This window comes from Brucella intermedia LMG 3301 (genome assembly GCF_000182645.1).
GTDB classification, from domain to species: domain Bacteria; phylum Pseudomonadota; class Alphaproteobacteria; order Rhizobiales; family Rhizobiaceae; genus Brucella; species Brucella intermedia.
This window is the reverse complement of sequence record NZ_ACQA01000001.1, coordinates 611693-629857: the sequence shown is the minus strand read 5'-3', so window position 1 is coordinate 629857 and position 18165 is coordinate 611693. Positions and strand designations below refer to the sequence as shown.

Sequence of the window (18165 nt, the reverse complement as noted above, 5' to 3'; positions counted from 1 at the left end):
AATCCCGCTGAGCAAACGTCGTATACTAAGCACGATAGTAATTTATACAATTCAATATTCCCTCATCAAAATCCACTGTCGGCTCCCAATCGAGAACTGTACGGATTTTACTCAAATCAGCCACTAGCTCCATATTTTCCCCCTTTCGATATGGAACACTTCCAAAATCTGCTTCACCTCGTCCTATAATCGATCGAATCGTCTCAATAACTTCCCGGATTGATCTTCCCGGAGTACCAGAACCCAAATTCAATATCTCGCCATTTGACTGATCACGAATTAGACAACGCTCTACAGCAGCCACGACATCTGTAACATAACAAAAATCCCGTATTTGCGCGCCTTCAGAAGTTGGGAACTCTCTTCCCGCCAAACAGGCTGTAATGATCTGTGGGATAAAGCGCTGTATGTTCTGACCTGGTCCGTAAGCTAAGAAAAGTCGCAAAGACGCAGCAGGGAACCCCTCACTGCGCCAAAGCATCTGTAGAAAATGGTCGGCCGCTGTTTTAGCGAACGAGTACGGCGAAAATGGCTCTTCGCGTACAGATTCCCTTTGTGGAGCGTTTAATGCTCCATACTGGTCGCTACTACCAAATTGCACCCACCGCTTAACTGACGACCGATCAAGCAGATTCAGCAAATTAATAACGCCAACAAAGTGCTGGTCGATAACTTCTGTTCCGCCATTGCTGAACAGCCTATGGTCTACAGTTCCCCCGCAGTTTATGACAAAGTCAAATCTTACAATACTAGGGTCATCCGATATATCGAACGCACTTCTAAGACTCTCGTTATTCCTTACATCAGCAACGAGATAACGCACTTTAGGCAATGGGTTATCAGGAGATCGTCGAGATAAAGAAAAGACTTCAAAATCTCTCTCTGCAAAGTGGCGACACAGGCTCCGCCCTATGAATCCCGTTCCCCCTACCACGAGGACCTTAGACATACCAAGGCGCCTTTTCACCTGCTTTAGCCAAAGCATCTAAGGCTTCTACATCCCTTTTTGTATCCATGCATTGCCAAAAACCGTCATGTCGATACGCCATAAGCTGACCAGCGCGAGCCACATTTTCCAATGGATCTTTTTCCAGAATTGTCTCATCCCCCTCAATGAAGTCCAGAAACTCGGGATTCATGACAAAGTAGCCACCATTTATCCACCCCTGAGTTGCTTGTGGTTTCTCCATGAATTCAGTAACAAGTCCGTCTTCAATCTGAAGTTCACCAAATCTCGCGCTCGGCCGTACGGCCGTAACCGTTACCATTTTACCATGAGATTTATGAAATTTGATCAGTTTATCTATATCTACATTTGCAACACCATCTCCGTAAGTAAGCAAAAATGGCTCATTACCAATAAAGTCTTTTAATCGTTTAACACGACCGCCAGTCATAGAATTTTCGCCGGTATCAACCAACGTCACATTCCAGTTGAGACGGGTATCCGTATGAATATTAACGGCTCCAGTCTGAAGATTTACTGTAAAATCAGAATTCAAAGTGCCATAATGCAGAAAATACTCTTTAATTACTGGCGCAAGATATCCCAAGGCAACAATAAAATCTGTTCTTTGATACCGTGAATAAATGTTCATGATGTGCCACAGTATTGGCTTACCCCCAATCGGCACCATAGGCTTAGGAATTACATTTGTGAATTCCGACATTCTAGTGCCAAACCCACCAGCCAAAATAATAGTCTTCATCTGAGATTCCTTTAGAATTCGAAAGCCGCCAAGCTTTTCCGATCTTCCTCGTTGTCATCGTGCGGAATATCCGCAATATTCACAACTAAGTTTGGGCCTTTCGTCAGCCCACTAAACGCCATCCAGAAACCTGGCGGCACTGAAATTCTTCGGTGTTCACCCTCGCCGGAAATAATCTCCAGACGATCACTAGGGTCATCGCCAATGAATACAAACTTTACGGCGCCAACAGGCACTATGAGATTTGACGACATGCGGTTATGTCGTTTCCAGCCTTTCACATAGCCAAATTCAATAAAGCTGAAATAGAGCTCACCGAAATCTGATGACAAGCCGTCAGAGCCCATCATACCTTTCAATACATCTCCACCTTGTAAAGGTATTCGTCGAAGATCGAATACGCCTATATCTGAAGTCACCGGGCCCATCGCACACCTCTCCCTGCGGCTATTTGGGTATATTCTGAGATCTGACCTCTAGTGAATTCCCGCATGTCATCGGGCTTGTTCTTGTAAAACTCCAAGTACCATTCGATTGTCATCCGGACTGTCTGTTCGTAATCCATGGATGCACGCCAGCTTAAATGATAAAGAGCTTTGTCACAGTTCAACTTTAGGAGATGCGACTCGTAAACAGAGGTAGCTTCGCCTGCGGATACATCCGCCCATTCTGCGCCTGGCCAATGTTTGGCCATGTCGGCAACAACCTGACAAACAGTGTAGTTTTCATCGAGATTCGGTCCGAAATTAAACGCTTCTCCGTGTAACTCGTTTCCTTCTTTTAGTGCTGCTGCAAGCGCAAGATAACCGCTCAGTGGCTCTAGGACGTGCTGCCAAGGACGAGTGGCGTTGGGACGCCTGAGCTTTACTGAATCACCAGACGACCATGAGCGAACACAATCAGGAATAATTCGGTCGGCGGCCCAATCGCCTCCGCCAATTACATTTCCGGCCCGACCTACGCCGACTCTGACGGCTCCAGTCTTCGGGAAGAAGGAACGGACATATGACTTAATTGCGAGCTCCGCAGCGCCCTTGGAGGCACTATATGGGTCCGGCCCACCTAGGGCATCGGTCTCCCGATATCCCCAAACCCATTCCACATTATCGTAAGCCTTGTCGCTTGTTATAAAAACAGCCACACATTCGTTATCAACTTGGCGTAACGCCTCGAGCACGCTAACAGTTCCCATGACATTTGATTGCCAAGTCAAAATAGGGTCAACATAAGAAAGTTTAACTATGGGTTGAGCAGCCAAATGAAAAACGAAATCTGGCTGAAACTTCGTAAGTGCATCGACAACAGCTGCCTGGTCACAAACATTGCCACGCAAATCGATAAGCGAGTTTCCTTTCACTAAAGAATTAAACATTGAGGGCGCGGTAGGAACTTCCAATGAGAACCCACAAACTTCTGCGCCAAGTTGCGTTAACCATTGTGTTAGCCAACTGCCTTTGAAACCGCAATGCCCCGTCACTAGAACTTTGGCGCCCTCAAATACATTGAGATGATTACTCATATTAATTCCCACTTCCACCTGAACTCAACCCACCAGCCTACGCACCCAGCTCTTTATGCCAGACGGTATTGCCTTGCGCAGCGTATCCTCTAAGCTAAACTCACGATTCCTTGATATATCCGAAAGCATTATACTGGCGCTTCCACCCTTCTCCTGAGCGTAGGAGGCATAAATCGAATCTGCATCGTGCCACGTACATGCGAAGTGATGGCAGATCGAGGTGTTTTCTGTAAAAGCATTGAGTTTAAAAGGTCGTTTTTTTTCGCCGGTCGGTATCAATGGGGAAAAATAATCTTGCGGGTATATTTTTACTCCGGCAACGACGATCGGATTCTCGAGATTTGGTGTGGTACCCATTCCATCAACGTTATGCCCTTTATTGGCAAAATAGAGCGCCGCTAATTGCGGTGCCCACAAGTATAACGCTTTCTTTCGCCAAACTTTCAGATGTCCGAGACCTTCATAAGCCTCACACATAAAGGTCGCAAGATCGCTATTGGGCTTCGATGCCATTGAATGAGCTGTATACCAGCCGCCCACTTTTTCATCGATCCCTATGAACGCATCGAAAGAATCAGCAGATTCCAGTTCTTCGATCAGCTGGTTAAAAATTCCACCATTCACGACCTCGATGTCTGCATCAAAGTACACGCCTCCATACTCTTTCAGTACCCACCACCTGAAGTAATCCGTCAGGAAAGCGTGATCTTTCGCCTCGTATAACGCCCGGGTATAAGAGTTAATGTCGACTGGCAGGTTGGACGCGTTCCAATGGCATATTTCAAAGTTCGGGAGTTGAGATTTCCACGTCTCTAAATATGCACCGAACATATCGGGCTTGCCGTCAAAGCCGAAATAGATGCGATGCAGTTTTTTCAAGTTCATTGTCCCAACAATCCCTTTAGTTTGCGTCTTGCATACCGCTTCAGACGAGACATAAAATTTCGGAGTCTAACTAAAGCCGATTGACGCTGGCCGGCAAACTTCACGTACTCATGAAATAGCAGCGGCTTATCCCTAATTAGACGCCCCTCATAATGCATTTCTGAGACATTCGCATTACCGAATAAGTGGTAGACACATGTGTTCTCGGTATACTTAAGAGCCCGCCCAGAAATTCCGAATTTAGGTGAGAACCATTCCTGTGGGTATACCTTCACGCGGGCCTCCACTTCTGGCTCAGTAATATACTTAAACATCCCCTCATAAAGATCCCGCCCTTGATCTCTAAAGTATAGACTTATTAGCTGAGGACCGATTAAACTCCGCTCTTCCCTCCAATGCCACAAGGGACCACTGAGTGAGTTTTCATAAAGCTGCACCATAAAATCAACCAACGCGGCCCCCTTCTTGGCTGCGACGGTCTGGGCGGTTGGGAAACCGTTACTAAATTCTTCCACCCCGAGAAATGCGTCAAACTGCTGGGACTCTCGCAGTTCGTCCATGAGCTGCCTCAAAACAGGCCCAGACAAAACTTCACAATCAGCGTCTAAGTATAATCCGCCGAATTCCTGCAATTTCTTCCAACGAAAATATTCGCTTAAGAATACAGGCTGACGAGCTTGCACGGCGCGCCGAACCCATTCGTTCGCGTTAAGATCCAGATTGGAGGCATTCCACTCCATGATCGTATACTCTGGAAGTTCTTTCCGCCACGTTTCCAGATAATGCTCAAATTTGTCTTTGTATGGAGGGTAATCAGTAAAGTAAATACGGTGTATTATCTTGGGAAGCACCCCATAAGGCTCGTCTTTTACTGAAGATTTCTGCTTTGACGGCGACGACATCGAATCCACTCTCACTTGGACAAAATTAGGCGTTTGATAGATGAAAGCTTTGATACCAACTTCCAGCTTCTCGAGGCAAAAATCGTGCTTAAACGATCTTCTAGATCATTTTTTTCAGCGTGCAGCGTTTTATACGCTAAATTTTGGCCCGCAATCGCTTTCTCATGCTCTGCAACGACTTCCTCATACTCCGCTATGGTTTTCTCATGTTCCGTACGTATCTCTTTCAACGTGGACTCAAATCTCAATATCTCTGCGTCTTTTTGCCGAAGTACGTCTTCGACGTTTAGAATCTTTCCCTCCAACCAAGCCAAATGTCGACGCAATTCGCTAGCAGATTCTTCGTATCTTTCAGCCAAGAGCTTCATAGTCGGCTCGGGGATTGAGTCCGCCCCAGTGAAACTTGCCTCGCCGCCCGCATTTTTAATTTGCTCGTACAGATCGGAGAAACTCCATTTATCTGGTACCCGCTTTAAAAGTCTCCAGAAGATCTCGTTATATGGTGACGGCAAGTCATCTGGATTTAACCAACTCGGTCGAGTTGGAATGGGGAATTCGATTTTCCGTCCAAGAACCTCATGGCAAAAAATTAGGAATGACAGGAAGAGATCGTGCGGCCAGGAGCAATCTGAACGAATGCGTGAAATAGCACCGTAATCAATCAGACGAACAGAGCCGTCGTCGCATATTAAAGTGTTCCATGCTCGCAAATCGCTATGATAATAGCCAGCCTGTTCCAACTGAGATAAGTACTTCAATACACTCTCTAATAAATTGGCAGAATCATAATATTTTCCCTTTACGATGAAATCATCCAGTGTATTTCCTTCGTAAATCTCCCTTACAATCCACGCTTCTCCGCCACGAAAACCTTTAGAATAGATCTTAGGCTTGTATTCAACCTCAATGTCGGAAGTCAGAAAAGAAACTTCATTTCGCCATTCATTCTCTTCCAGCTGAGAAGAACTGTCCTGTAATATTCTATACTGTTTCGCCATCTTATCTTTGGAAAAATAGAAACGACGACGCCCTTCCCTTGAATTTGGAACTAGTGCATTGGATACAGTTGTCCATTTCTCATAATGGAAAATGACATCATCTACATAGAAAACTTTCGAGCTTGCAAAATATAGCGGACGCTTATACTCTGAAAGGTGGGTCTCGTGTTGAGACAATAAATGGACATAAGAAAATCCAACTAATAAATCCTCTACGTTGGCCGGCTGCGCAACTGCCCAGTGAACAGGCTCTACATTTGTCGCAAACTCAAAAATACAACACTCACTCTTCCGAGCGAGCACGTTTAGACAATCGATAACAAACGTTATGCCTTTGGCCTCGACCATGTGGTGAAATACACTCAAACCGAGAATAAGATCATACTCGTCCATTGCTATAGACTGTACAAACTCTTCAACCCGGTCGCATTTAAACACAATCCGGTTATCACCACGCTCTTGAGCTATCGCACGACAGACCGCAATATTCTCAGCTAGGTAATCAACTCCACAGACTTCCGCCCCTGCGTCGGAAAGAGCATGACTGAAATATCCCTGAGCACAGCCCAAATCCAGAACTCGCAAAGGACGCCCCAGCAGATTGCTGACCTTACTGTAGACGGTCAAGAGCTGCTGCAGCCGATCTTCGCAGCCTCGTGAGCGCGATGCGGACAAATCAGGACGCCCCCAAATCGGCTGATAAACTTCAGGCAACTTAAAAACTAAACGCTCAAGTTCAGTTGTCATGGCTTATCGGACCCATCGTTTCAAAGTTCGCTTGCAAATCAAAGATGCCCCAAAATGGCATAGGCCGCTCTACCGTTATTAGCACCGAATCGTAGCGCCTATCCAGTGGTAGGAGATTCTCCTGCGGCCCGCTCGAAACCCCGAACGACAACAAATAATGGCCTCCATTCAAATTTATCGGCATACTAAATTTGAATACTTTCAATTCGCCTTTTCTTGCTGATACATTCATCCCTTTTCCCGACAAAAAGGAATTGGTTCCGTAAATGAAAAGCCCATCATGGCTCTTAAGAAGTATTCCAGGAGTCACATCAGGATAATCGTCGTCGAAAAGGACCGAGAACGAGAAGTCAACCATGGAGCCGCTTTCGATCGACGGCGGGTGAGATTTACCATTGCTCTTTACGTTGTAATCAATAATACGCGCCCCGCCTTGGCCCCAACGGTGTTCTTCTTTTCGATAATTCGGTCTAGTGCTGTAGACATCCTCGAAAGTACTCAAAGTCACATCAGAATCCATGTTGGATGAGGAATCTACTGACTTAACCTTCCTTTTTCCAAAAAGACTATCATAATAAAGATTACACGCTTGCCGCGTATCCCCATCAAATTTTACTGTTCCCTTCTCAATGAAGACGGCTCGATCACAATGCTTTACAACGTCGCCCATTGAATGAGTCACAAAAAGGAGAGAAGTTCCTTCGTTTTTGAAAGACGAAATACGATCAAAACATTTGGCTTGGAAAAACGCATCCCCTACTGATAGTACTTCATCCACAATGAGAACATCTGGACGCACAGCGGTCGCAAGCGAAAATGCCAAGCGGGCATGCATACCTGAAGAATACACTCTTATCGGCTTATCAAAGAATTCACCTAGCTCTGAAAAACTTTGAATATCGGGAATAAGCGTATGCAGTCTCTCCTTGGAGAACCCCATGAGACCGCCAGCCTGATAGATATTTTGGCGACCTGTGAACTCGGGATTGAAACCTAATCCGAGCTCTAGGATCGCGCTTACGCTTCCATTAATCTGAACGGAGCCCTCTGTGGGTCGCACCGTACCTGTAATCACCTTCAACAAGGTGCTCTTTCCCGCGCCGTTTTGCCCCACAAGGGCGAGCGCCTCACCAGCATCTAACCTAAAACTTATGTCTCTAATGGCCCAATATTCCTCCTTGGGGCTTATCGACATGCCAAACCAATTCGCGAAACGATCGATGTTTGATTGGTAAACTGGGTAACATTTTCCCAGATTTTCGACTGCGATAACTGGGTCACTCATAATGCATCCACCAATTCCGAATTAGCTCGCTTGAATACGACAAGCGCGACAATTAACAACGTCAGAGACACAACGGCGGGATAGATTAACGTTTCAACGCTTGGCCAGCGGTGGAAGAGCAATGCATCTTGATATAGCCGAACCAACGCGGTCATCGGATTTAACTCAACAATCCATCGAAATTTTTCTGGGACCGTTTCGACCGTATAAACTATCGGGGTGAGCCAGAACCAAATTTGCAGAATCACGGCCACGGCTTGGCCTATATCTCGAACAAAAATATTGAATACACCCAATAATAGCCCCAACCCAAACGCGAACATTGAAATCAGAAGTATTCCGATGGGAATCGCTAACCACGTCACATGTGGGAAATGGCCAAAAAATAGAAAAACAACTGCAGCGGCGAACAGCAGAAGTATATGATTAACTAGCGCACTCCCCCAGACAATAATCGGAAGGCATACACGAGGAAATACAATCTTTTTTAACACACCCGCGTAATCGATAAATACCGTCAGACAACGATTAAATATCTCGATAAAAAGGTTCCAACTTGCAAGTCCCGCGATTAGATAAATGGAATAAGCCGCCTTATCATCTATTCCATGCAGCTTGGCACTCAGTATCTCACTGAGGACGACGGCATATATCGTAGATTGCGCCAGCGGATGCAATATAGACCAAAACATACCCAGCTTCGAGCGCGCAAAACGCCCCTTCAACTCAGCCAAAATGGATGCGTATATAAAATGTCTATAATTCCATATGGACATTACCATATTGATCATACTTCCTTTGCAAGGGCTATCCCTGACGGCCTATATATGAGAACGAATATCGCGTCAAAAACCCCGGTGATAATAGCATTCCGCAGACAATGTCGCTGTTCCTCGATTGGCTAATAACATCAGCACTCCAATGTCAGAGAGAAGATCGTGGGTCCATTAGCCTTAAATGGAATCTTTCTCAGGCGAACTAATTCAACAATGCGGCGACAAGACGATCAATCGTTGAGTTGCGCCGTCTTGCGACGGCGTCAATAGGCGAGGAAAGCGGTCTACGACCAACGTTCTCCCAATCTCTGCAAATTTTGTTTTCTTTAAACTTTTCCCACATTGCCCCCACCAAAAAATCCTGCAAACAGTTTCAACCAGCTTGCGTCGCAAGCCGTAAGATTGCTGACGATGCGCTCTGATTGATCTGATTGTCAGTAACCGATGTTCCGCCCCCACGTTGTCCTTCCCGCTCTGATCTGGAATCGCATCCATGGACAAGCAACGGGAGTTTCTCCATGGAGAGTACATTGGAGGTTCTCACGACCAGGAAGTCTGGACGTGAGTTTCACCGGCACTGGCCGGACGAGGTAAAAGCACAGATCGTTTCGGAGGGTCTTCGGCCTGGAGTGATGGTGAATGAGGTCGTCGAACGCCACGGGCTGAAGCCGAACCACCTGTCCACCTGGCGAACGATGGCGCAGCAGGGCAAGCTGGTTCTGCCTGCGCCCGAGGATGCGATAGAGTTCGCAGCGGTGATCGTTGATCCACCCGCTTCAGAACAGCGATCAAAAAAGCCAGCCGTCCCGAGATCATCGTCGGGTCTGTCACCATTCGGCTGGAAGAAAGCGCATCCCCCGCCCGCATCGCCGCTGTCGCGCGTGCCTACGCGGTTCCGGCATGATCTTTCCGTCGAACCGCGTCCGGATCATGGTGGCGACAAAGCCGGTAGATTTCCGCAAGGGCCATGATGGATTGGCGGCGTTGGTCAAGAACGAGCTGGGCAAGGACCTTTTACAGGGACGGTCTTCGTATTTCGGTCGCGGAAAGCAGACCGGTTGAAGTTGATCTACTGGGATGGCAGCGGTCTGGTGATGGCCTAAAAGCGGCTGGGCCACGCACAATTCGAAGCATTGTTTGCGGGCCTCGACCGGCATCGCGTCCGTTCCGTAGAGGCGAGACCGCCGGACGCCATCGAATAGATGCGGCACGATGACTCGGACGGTAATTCCGACGGCGAAGTGACGTTGGTTTTGATAGGCTTCGGCCATGTTAGACGCCGACGATCTTCCAGACGACATTGCTGCACTGAAGGCGATGCTGATCGCGGCGCAAGCGCGTGAAGTTCACAAGGATGACCGGATCGAGCGACTGGAGAAGCTGGTCGCAGCTTTCAAGCAGGCAGCCTTCGGCCGCAAATCCGAGAAGGCCGATCCTGAGCAATTCGATCTCGCATTGGAGGACCTTGAAACGGCTATTGCTGCTATCCATGCCGAAGATGAAGCCGATGGCCCCTCTGGGAAAGCCGCAGCCTAAGCCCCGTGCCGTCAATCGCGGCTCTCTGCCTGCATCATCGTACCGGGAAGCCTGCTCTGCGGCGGCGGCCTGCATTGCATCGGCGAGGACGTCTCCGAGCGGTTGGACGTCATCCCAGCGCAATTCCGCGTCGTCGTCACGCGTCGTCCCAAATATGCCTGCCGCGCCTGCACCGACGGCGTTGCCCCGGCTCCAGCGCCTGCTCGATTGATCCACGCCGGGTTGCCGACAGAGGCGACCATCGCACATGTGCTGGTATCCAAATACGCCGATCACTTACCGCTCTACCGGCAGGCCCAAATCATGAGCCGCCAGGGCGTTGATCTCGACCGCTCTACGCTCGCCGACTTGGTCGGCCAGGCGGCATTCGAGCTTCGCCCGGTCTTCGACGCTCTGATCGCCGATCTGAAGCGGTCCACCAAGCTGTTCATGGACGAGACCCGTGCGCCAGTCCTCGATCCTGGCTCCCGCAAAACCAAATCTGGATACTTCTGGGCGCTGGCCCGTGATGACCGACCGTGGGGCGGGCGTGGGCCACCCGGTGTAGCCTTCACCTATGCTCCCGGTCGCAGTGGACACCATGCCGAACGTATATTGCAAGGGTTCACAGGCGTCCTTCAGGCGGACGGTTACGCTGGATATAACCGCTTGATCGCCTCGGATCGTACCGGTCCCGACATCCGGCTGGCCTAGTGTTGGGCGCATGCCCGGCGTAAGCTGATCGAGATCACCGTACCGGCACAGCACCGATTGCCGAGGAAGGCGTGAAGCGGATCGGCGAACTCTATCGAAGCGTGGCCGAGCTGCGCGGTCTCGACGCCAATGCCCGCCTCGCTGGAAGGTAGGCACGGTCAGCGCCGTTAGTCGCCGATATGCGGATGTGGCTGGCGCATCATCGTGCTCTGTCGAGCGAACCATTAGGCCCATTGCGTTGAACCGGAAGAACGCGCTCTTCGCGGGACATGACGCTGGAGCGGAGAACTGCGCGACCATCGCCTCCCTGATCGAAACCTGCAAGCTCAATGCCGTTGACCCGCTGGCCTATCTGACCGCGACGCTCACCGCCATCGTCAATGGCCACAAGCAAACCCGGATCGGTGAACTATTGCCGTGGAATTGGGTGAACAAAGCAGCGTAAATTTGGCGGCCTTTTTGGTTTGAAGGACCAAATCTAACCTGCTCTCCGACGCTCGACTCCGGGGTCATGGTCGTCAGTCCTCCTCTGGAACGCCCAGAGCCTGATCCCCCTTTTTGGCCGCCGCCCTTTCCGGTGGCTGCCTGCTGATGGGCGCGCATGAGGCTCGAGTCGAGGCTGACATAATCGTTGTAGGGATCGTCGATGAGGTGGGTGAAGACCCGCTCCCAGACGCCAGCCTTCGACCAACGCGTGAAGCGCTTGTGAACAGTCTTCCACTTGCCGTAGCGCTCAGCAGATCGTGCCAATGCGCACCCGAGCGCAGCACCCAGAGCACACCATTGACGAAAGTAAGGTTGTCCGTGCCAGAGCGACCCAAATCTCCGGGCTTGCCGGGCAACAAATCCCCGACCCGACGCCATTGCTCAGCAGTCAGTTCGTAGCGCTTCGGTTTTGACATCAACAGGCTCCAGGTCACCGAATCTGGAAATCTATGAATCACACATCACTGAAAAATTGAATCCTGAATGTCGATTGAACCTAGAGCGCAATAACCTTCGAGATCGTTATAGCGGCTAATGAATGATCCGAGAATGTCGTGGCAAATCCCTTTGAAACTGCTTTCTCCTAGACATCTGGAACCAAGCTGCTTTGCAATCAATCAGAGAATGTCGATCACTCCCGATAGCAGCGACTTTCACTTAATGGCATAGCTTTTCGATCCAGCCGAAGGTCAAAGGAAGGCTTGTCCCAAAAACGATAGGCAAGGACAACGTGGGGAGGGAACATCGGTTACGATTGTCAAACCAAAAGGGGATATGTCCACATTCTCTGTGGCCTACGTGAACGTATCGTTTCTCTGGAATCCAAGTATACTGGCGGCGTTCTCATCCTGTGGGAAGCGCGAAGGATCCTGGTCAGCGCTAGAGATTTGTCACTCTCCAACAACGCTCCTCATCAAAGAAGATTGACTGACACCAAATTTCCAGAACCTGTAAGACCACCTTACTTCCAAGTTTCTCGCAAACTTGAGAAAACCGAATTTCTCTTGGAAAAATTAAACAAAATAAACAGTATTGTGAGCTTAATCATACATTATGGCTGGGGCGCCTGGATTCGAACCAGGGAATGGCGGTACCAAAAACCGCTGCCTTACCGCTTGGCTACGCCCCAACAAATCAAACCGAAGCAATCGGTTGCGCGGCCTTATAGCCGCTTCGAAACCGGAGCGCAATCGCCTAATCGCGAAATCCCGCGCAAGCTAACAGCCCCCGTGAAGAACGTTTTCAACACCAGAGCATGTCGCGCTTTATCCTGTTCAAGTGACATGCTTCAAACTCCAGTTTTCACGCATGTCTTTAGCCCGAAACCGGTTCCCACTTTCGGGAGACGTGCTCCAGGACCACTGGCCGTCACATAAAGCGAAACCGTCGATTTGCGTCCCGCTTCAAAGCTGCTACTTCCTATGAAAACTGTGTTCTCGGTGTTCACTATGCTGTTTCTGTTGATCTCATTTCTCGTGAGCGCTGCCTTGTGCGGCATCGGTCTCTATCTGCTGAACCGGCTCTTGCCCGAGCGCTTTCTTGCGGCCCGCATGAGTTCGCGTTCCAACCATACCACAGTGGCCCGACAGATCGGCGGGCTGGCGCTCATTCCTGCAATCATTGCGACGTTGCTGATCTTCGCCCCGGATCTGGAAGTCAGCGCTCAACTGTCGCTCTGTCTTTCGGGAGCCTCGCTATTGCTCTGGATCGTCGGAGGGCTGGATGACCGCTACGAGCTCTCGGAAATTGTCCGGCTGGGGTCGCAGTTCATCGCTGCCGGGCTCGTTGTTTACGGTCTGGGACCGGATTTCCGGCTGTTGCCGGAGCTTTTGCCGCATTGGCTGGAGACTGCGCTCATCGTCATTGCGCTCATGGTAGCGATCAATGTGACCAACTTCATGGATGGTCTCGACCTGATGACCGCCGCGGGCATAGGGATTCCGCTGGCTGGAATCGGCATTTTGGCCGCCCTTGGTCTCGCCGGGCTGGAGAGCGGCGGCATCGCAATTATCGCGGCGGGCGGAATTCTGGGGTTCGCGCTGTTCAACCGCCCGCCAGCCACGATTTTTCTGGGTGATTCAGGAAGCCTGCCGCTTGGGTTGATTACAGGCACGGCGCTGATCCTGCTTGCGCGCGAAACGCATATCGTCGTCGCGCTGATCCTGCCGCTTTATTATATTCTCGACGCAGGCACGACCATCGTGATGCGGTTGAGCCATGGCGAGAATATCCTGAAGGCGCATTCCAAGCATGCTTACCAGACAGCGAAGCGCTCGGGCTGGAGCGTGCTGAAGGTCGTCGGTCATGTGGCGCTGCTTAATCTGGTTCTCATCGCCTGCGCCATTGCGTTGCTCGCTCTCGACAACACAATCACGCAGGTCGCCTTCCCGCTCGTGGCAGTCGTCGCGACGCTGGTACTGCTGCTGGATTTCCGAGGTCGCTTCAGGAAGTTATAACGTCGAACAGAACCTTGCGGACCGCATCGACATCGCCGCTTTCCATCGCAATGCGCAATGCGGCAAGGCTGGCTGGAACATCCACGGCTGCCTTGTTGCCTTTCGGCGCGCGCATGATCTTTGGATGGCGCGTCGGCTGTGCCAGTGACGGATCGTAGAAGAGTTCCTCGTACATCTTCTCGCCTTCGCGAATTCCCGTCACCTCGATGGCAATATCGCCATGCGGGTTCTCTTCATTACGAACGGTCAACCCTGCCAGCAGGATCATGTTCTCTGCCAGATCGCGAATCCTGACCGGTTCGCCCATCTCCAGCAGAACCGTGTCGCCGGATGCGGCGATGCCACCGGACTGCACGATAAGCTCGGCGGCTTCCTTGATCGACATGAAATAGCGAGTCATGTCGTCATGGGTCAGTGTAATCGGACCGCCACTGGCAATCTGCTCGCGGAAAAGCGGAACGACCGAACCGTTCGATCCGAGCACATTGCCGAAACGCACCGAATAGAACGCCTTCCTCTTTCCCGACTGCTCGGCGAGCATACCGCAATAATATACGACCAGTTCGGCCCAGCGCTTGGTTGCACCCATCACATTGGTTGGCCGCACTGCCTTGTCGGACGAGATGAGGACCATGCGTTCGACGTCGGTCTCAAGAGCCGCCTGGGCCACTTCCAGCGTGCCGAAAACATTGTTGAAGATGCCGACCAACGGGTTCTTTTCGACAAGCGGCACGTGCTTGTAGGCTGCGCAGTGATAGACCGTATCGACATTGTGGTCGCGAATGGCCTTCTCGACGCATTCGCGGCTGCTCACCGTACCGAGAATCGGCACGATCTCGCAACCGGCTATCTGTCTCAGTTGCCTGTCGATGTTGTAAAGCGCGAACTCGCTTGATTCGAAAAGGACGATGGAGGCGGGGTTCCATTGCGCAATGGTGCGGCAAAGCTGGCTGCCGATCGATCCGCCGGCCCCCGTCACCATGATGCGCCTCCCCTCGACCACTTCACGCAACAGGGCCGCGTCCGGCGGCACCGGCGAGCGTCCGAGCAGGTCGTCGATTTCAACATTGCGCAGCGAGCTGACCAGATATTTGCCTGCCGTCAGATCGGCAATCGGCGGAAGAATGCGCGTATTGACTGGGAGGCGCCCAAGAAGCCGCGCAAAATCCTGACGCTGCTTCTGTTCCAGCCCCGGTTCCGATACGACCACCTGTTTGATGCCGTAGTTTTCGATCAGGGCGGGAATGTCTTCCACACCGTAGACACGCAGTCCCACGATATCCATGCCGTTGAGCTGGCCATCAGGATCGACAAAGCCAACAACCAATGTGTCGCTATGGCTGCGAAGCGCGGTTGCGAGCTGGCGCGCGGGTTCGCCCACGCCAATGATCAATGCGGAACTCGTATAACGTTTGTCGGATTCAGCGCTTCGCAAAAGCCATTTCGCACCGAACCGGCTGGCCGAGATGAAAACGGTGCTCAAAAGCCAATAGAGCAGCGGAACCGAGCGCGGCAGGCCCGTGCTGCCGTAGAGTTCCATCAGGAACACCAGCGCAACCCAGAACAGCGAGGCAATGGCCGTGGCCTGAAAAATCGGCCAGATCGCACGTTCCGCCAGATAGCGGATAATGGCGCGGTAGAGGCCGAAGCGAATAAAGACCGGAATTGCCAGAACGGGCGCGATGAAAATCAGGAACGTTTGTCCCTCGTTCGGCACGAAAACGAAGCCGAGCCGGATGACGAACGCGATATAGGCACTCAGCAACAGCAGAGCGCAGTCGCTCAGCATCAGGATAATCTGTTTGCTGGCGCGGGGCAAAAGCGCCAGTCTCTGCCATGGATATTTCAAACTCATACGCGTGTAATCCCGCTCTCCCACGGAGAGAAATACCGGAACGATTCCAGCGCCATAAGGCTATTCATACTACGATTGGGGACTAAAATTTAGTCAATCCCTTCGCGGCTTGCCGCACGTCGTAGCTGCGAAGCATTCAAATTTCTCGCCACCGTTATCATGAGTCCTCGGGCAGGACTATATCAATTGCCGTTTCAGGCGCTTAACAAACATCTTTTGGCCAAATTGGGGCCGCGTTCCGCCTCGTGGTTCCCGCATGTCCCTGCGCCAAACCGGTTGCCGCTTTCGGGAGACCGCCAGAGCGGACGCGCTCGCACAGGTTCGCCCTTCCGCTCCATCGCTTTGATTTACCGCATTTGTACGACGCCAGATAATTCCGGCAGACTGCAAAATGCCCTAGGCAATTATCGTACCGCTACGAATGCTTCTCCAGTTCGTGCCATCCGAATAGGCCATTTCCGCGCCGGACGGGGGGGGGGCGTTACAAAGACCAGCGCACCGGCGCCATTGTTTCCGGCAGGAGGCAGCGCCGCGGCAGTATAGGAGCGGGACGGATGGGACCATCAACATGAAGTTTTGTCTGCGGCCAGACCGAGCCTATGGCGACATTGCCTGTGGCATGATCGATCTTGATTGCCTCCTGCCATTGCCCGCCGTCGCTGCTGACCTTTACGCTGAAATCGTTGCTGCCGTTCAGCCCCATTTCTGCAAAACCGGTCCAGTTCGTCTGGTAGAGAAGGCTCGCCGTATCCGTCATCGCCTGCTTGTTCACCTTTACCTCATGCCCCGCACCTGCATTGTTGAACAGGCTGGCATCGGACGAAACCGCGAGCCGGTTGACCGCATCGGCCGTCGCTTGAACACCGAGCATGGAGAGCGACAGGTTGTCAGGGACCGATGAAACGCCCTTCCAGAGCGCACCGTCGAAGACGAGCAGTTGCGCTTCGTCCTCGACATAGACCTGCCAGCCGACAGCGGGCGCAACAAACAGCCATCCGCCATCGATGAAGGAGGCAATCATCCCCTCTTTGCCGGCCCAGTTTCCCAAAGCGGGCGCGGCGACCAGATAACGGTCTCCGCCGGCAGGGGTTTCCGGCGCGTCGGTCCGGCTACGCGACCTGACGCTCAGATGCACCACGGCATCGAGCAACCGCAATGCCTCGTTGTGGGTGACATGCTTCTGCGCCTGGCTGGGCAGGATATAGGGCAATTTCAGATTGGGGGTTTGGTCCATGAAAAACTCCTCGCGATGAATGATGCGAGGAGTCTATTTCTGTCATGGGCGGAGGGGATAAGTCCGATCAGCTTCCCCGATAGGTGGAGTAGGACCAGGGGCTGACAAGCAACGGCACATGGTAATGGCCGTCGACATCCGCAATTGCGAAGCGGATCGGAATAAGATCGAGAAACGGCGGATTGGCCAGCTCCGCACCGCGCCCCTCGAAATATTCGGCCACATGGAACTGCAATTCATAAGTGCCGGTCCGCATTTCGTCGCCCGAGAGCAGCGGCGCATCCGTGCGGCCGTCGAGATTGGTCACCGTGCGCTTGATGAGTTCGGACGCGCCGTTGGCGGCTATCCGATAAAGCTCGATGCGCATGGCGGCTGCGGGGCTGCCATGGGCGGTGTCGAGAACATGCGTGGAAAGTTTACCCATAAGTCTACCTCAATATGCTCAGGCAGGTTTGATCGTTTCGATGCAATAGATGGCATCGGAGAAGAAAAACTCTTGCAGATTGTCCTCCTTGCCTGCCCTGTCGACAACCAGAAAATCGGATTTCTGCTCCAGCGCCAGCAGCGGGTGGTGCCACGCATTGCGCAGATAATTGACGCCCTGGTCACCACGCGCCAGAAACACACGCGGACGGGCGGGCTTGCCGCCAGCATCTTCGGCGACTACTACGAGGAACGGTCTGCCGTTCAACGGAATGAATGCCTGCGAACCGAACGGATGGCGTTCCATCATGACGATATCGATGGGCGCTTCGAACGATTGTCCCCTGAAAATATTGACGAGCACCCGGGCCTCGCTGCCAGCGGCTTCGACACGGGCGAGATCATGGTAGCGCTCCGTTGTGCCATTGTTGATCAGGCGAAGCTCCGCTCCCTCCGTCTCGATCACATCGCCAAATGGCGCAAAAGCCTCTTTCGTCAGCGGTTCGACCACCAGAGTTTCGACGCGCAAGTCATCCTCCACATAAAACAGATTCTTATAACGACAAAGCTTGTTGAAGAGGTCTCTGTCAATCGCGAAGCAGTTTCAACCGAAACAAGAAAAAGCCGGGCGAATCGCCCGGCTTTCATCATGCGAAGAACT

General features: G+C 51.6%; 15 protein-coding genes, 1 tRNA gene and 3 pseudogenes. 4 read left to right on the top strand and 15 right to left on the bottom strand.

Features of this window, described 5'->3' with window-relative positions:
• Window positions 1-25: 25 nt before the first annotated feature.
• The 9 genes from OINT_RS22730 to OINT_RS02865 are packed head-to-tail and all read right to left on the bottom strand — an operon-like array spanning window position 26 to window position 8836.
• Window positions 26-949: an NAD-dependent epimerase/dehydratase family protein gene (locus tag OINT_RS22730; RefSeq protein ID WP_080556933.1), complete on the bottom strand. Its 924-nt coding sequence runs from the start codon at window positions 947-949 to the stop codon at window positions 26-28.
• Window positions 942-1709, bottom strand: coding sequence for a glucose-1-phosphate cytidylyltransferase (gene rfbF / locus OINT_RS02900; protein ID WP_039852371.1), 768 nt, complete (start codon window positions 1707-1709; stop codon window positions 942-944). Before rfbF ends, OINT_RS22730 begins: the two co-directional genes overlap by 8 nt.
• Before the next feature lie 11 nt (window positions 1710-1720).
• A complete protein-coding gene (locus OINT_RS02895) occupies window positions 1721-2137 on the bottom strand; it encodes a hypothetical protein (protein ID WP_039852368.1) in 417 nt (138 codons plus the stop codon).
• Window positions 2125-3228, bottom strand: coding sequence for a CDP-glucose 4,6-dehydratase (gene rfbG, locus OINT_RS02890; RefSeq protein WP_039852365.1), 1104 nt, complete (start codon window positions 3226-3228; stop codon window positions 2125-2127). The genes OINT_RS02895 and rfbG overlap by 13 nt, the downstream gene beginning before the upstream one ends.
• 24 nt (window positions 3229-3252) lie before the next feature.
• Window positions 3253-4113: a glycosyltransferase family 32 protein gene (locus OINT_RS02885; protein ID WP_039852362.1), complete on the bottom strand. Its 861-nt coding sequence runs from the start codon at window positions 4111-4113 to the stop codon at window positions 3253-3255.
• Window positions 4110-5015, bottom strand: a complete 906-nt coding sequence (locus OINT_RS22475; RefSeq protein ID WP_050790993.1) for a glycosyltransferase family 32 protein — start codon at window positions 5013-5015, stop codon at window positions 4110-4112. The genes OINT_RS02885 and OINT_RS22475 overlap by 4 nt, the downstream gene beginning before the upstream one ends.
• 11 nt (window positions 5016-5026) lie before the next feature.
• A complete protein-coding gene (locus OINT_RS22470) occupies window positions 5027-6760 on the bottom strand; it encodes a methyltransferase domain-containing protein (protein ID WP_080556932.1) in 1734 nt (577 codons plus the stop codon).
• The gene (locus OINT_RS02870; protein ID WP_039852359.1) at window positions 6750-8045 is read right to left on the bottom strand and encodes an ABC transporter ATP-binding protein; all 1296 of its coding nucleotides are present in this window, start codon (window positions 8043-8045) and stop codon (window positions 6750-6752) included. Before OINT_RS02870 ends, OINT_RS22470 begins: the two co-directional genes overlap by 11 nt.
• Entirely contained in the window at window positions 8042-8836 is a 795-nt protein-coding gene (locus OINT_RS02865; RefSeq protein ID WP_039852356.1) for an ABC transporter permease, read from the bottom strand. Before OINT_RS02865 ends, OINT_RS02870 begins: the two co-directional genes overlap by 4 nt.
• A gap of 503 nt (window positions 8837-9339) precedes the next feature.
• Between OINT_RS02865 and OINT_RS23470 the strand changes: the two genes are divergently transcribed.
• The 3 genes and pseudogenes from OINT_RS23470 to tnpC all read left to right on the top strand — a co-directional run bounded on the left by OINT_RS23470 (window position 9340) and on the right by tnpC (window position 11495).
• Complete coding sequence (locus OINT_RS23470; RefSeq protein WP_138920912.1) at window positions 9340-9792, top strand: transposase; 453 nt, start codon at window positions 9340-9342, stop codon at window positions 9790-9792.
• A complete protein-coding gene (gene tnpB, locus OINT_RS24425; protein WP_412766471.1) occupies window positions 9722-9883 on the top strand; it encodes an IS66 family insertion sequence element accessory protein TnpB in 162 nt (53 codons plus the stop codon). Before OINT_RS23470 ends, tnpB begins: the two co-directional genes overlap by 71 nt.
• 207 nt (window positions 9884-10090) lie before the next feature.
• Window positions 10091-11495, top strand: a pseudogene (gene tnpC, locus OINT_RS02855) (IS66 family transposase).
• Here tnpC and OINT_RS22720 read toward each other — a convergent pair.
• Both OINT_RS22720 and OINT_RS02845 read right to left on the bottom strand, forming a co-directional pair.
• A pseudogene (locus tag OINT_RS22720) lies at window positions 11399-11952 on the bottom strand (IS5 family transposase). The pseudogenes tnpC and OINT_RS22720 overlap by 97 nt on opposite strands.
• Before the next feature lie 638 nt (window positions 11953-12590).
• A tRNA-Gln gene (locus OINT_RS02845) sits at window positions 12591-12665 on the bottom strand.
• A gap of 319 nt (window positions 12666-12984) precedes the next feature.
• On the opposite strand from OINT_RS02845, the gene OINT_RS02840 reads away from it, so the two are divergent.
• Window positions 12985-13992 (top strand): MraY family glycosyltransferase, encoded by a 1008-nt coding sequence (locus OINT_RS02840; protein ID WP_039852350.1) that lies wholly within the window; start codon window positions 12985-12987, stop codon window positions 13990-13992.
• Here the strand turns inward: OINT_RS02840 and OINT_RS02835 are convergent.
• From OINT_RS02835 to OINT_RS02820, 4 genes and pseudogenes are all read right to left on the bottom strand, one after another.
• A complete protein-coding gene (locus OINT_RS02835) occupies window positions 13979-15847 on the bottom strand; it encodes a polysaccharide biosynthesis protein (protein ID WP_039852347.1) in 1869 nt (622 codons plus the stop codon). The genes OINT_RS02840 and OINT_RS02835 overlap by 14 nt on opposite strands.
• Window positions 15848-16243: 396 nt before the next feature.
• Window positions 16244-17081, bottom strand: a pseudogene (locus OINT_RS02830) (DUF2793 domain-containing protein).
• 67 nt (window positions 17082-17148) lie between these two features.
• A complete protein-coding gene (uraH, locus tag OINT_RS02825; RefSeq protein WP_006466277.1) occupies window positions 17149-17505 on the bottom strand; it encodes a hydroxyisourate hydrolase in 357 nt (118 codons plus the stop codon).
• An 18-nt stretch (window positions 17506-17523) separates the two neighbouring features.
• Window positions 17524-18033 (bottom strand): ureidoglycolate lyase, encoded by a 510-nt coding sequence (locus tag OINT_RS02820; RefSeq protein WP_039852344.1) that lies wholly within the window; start codon window positions 18031-18033, stop codon window positions 17524-17526.
• Between the last annotated feature and the right edge of the window lie 132 nt (window positions 18034-18165).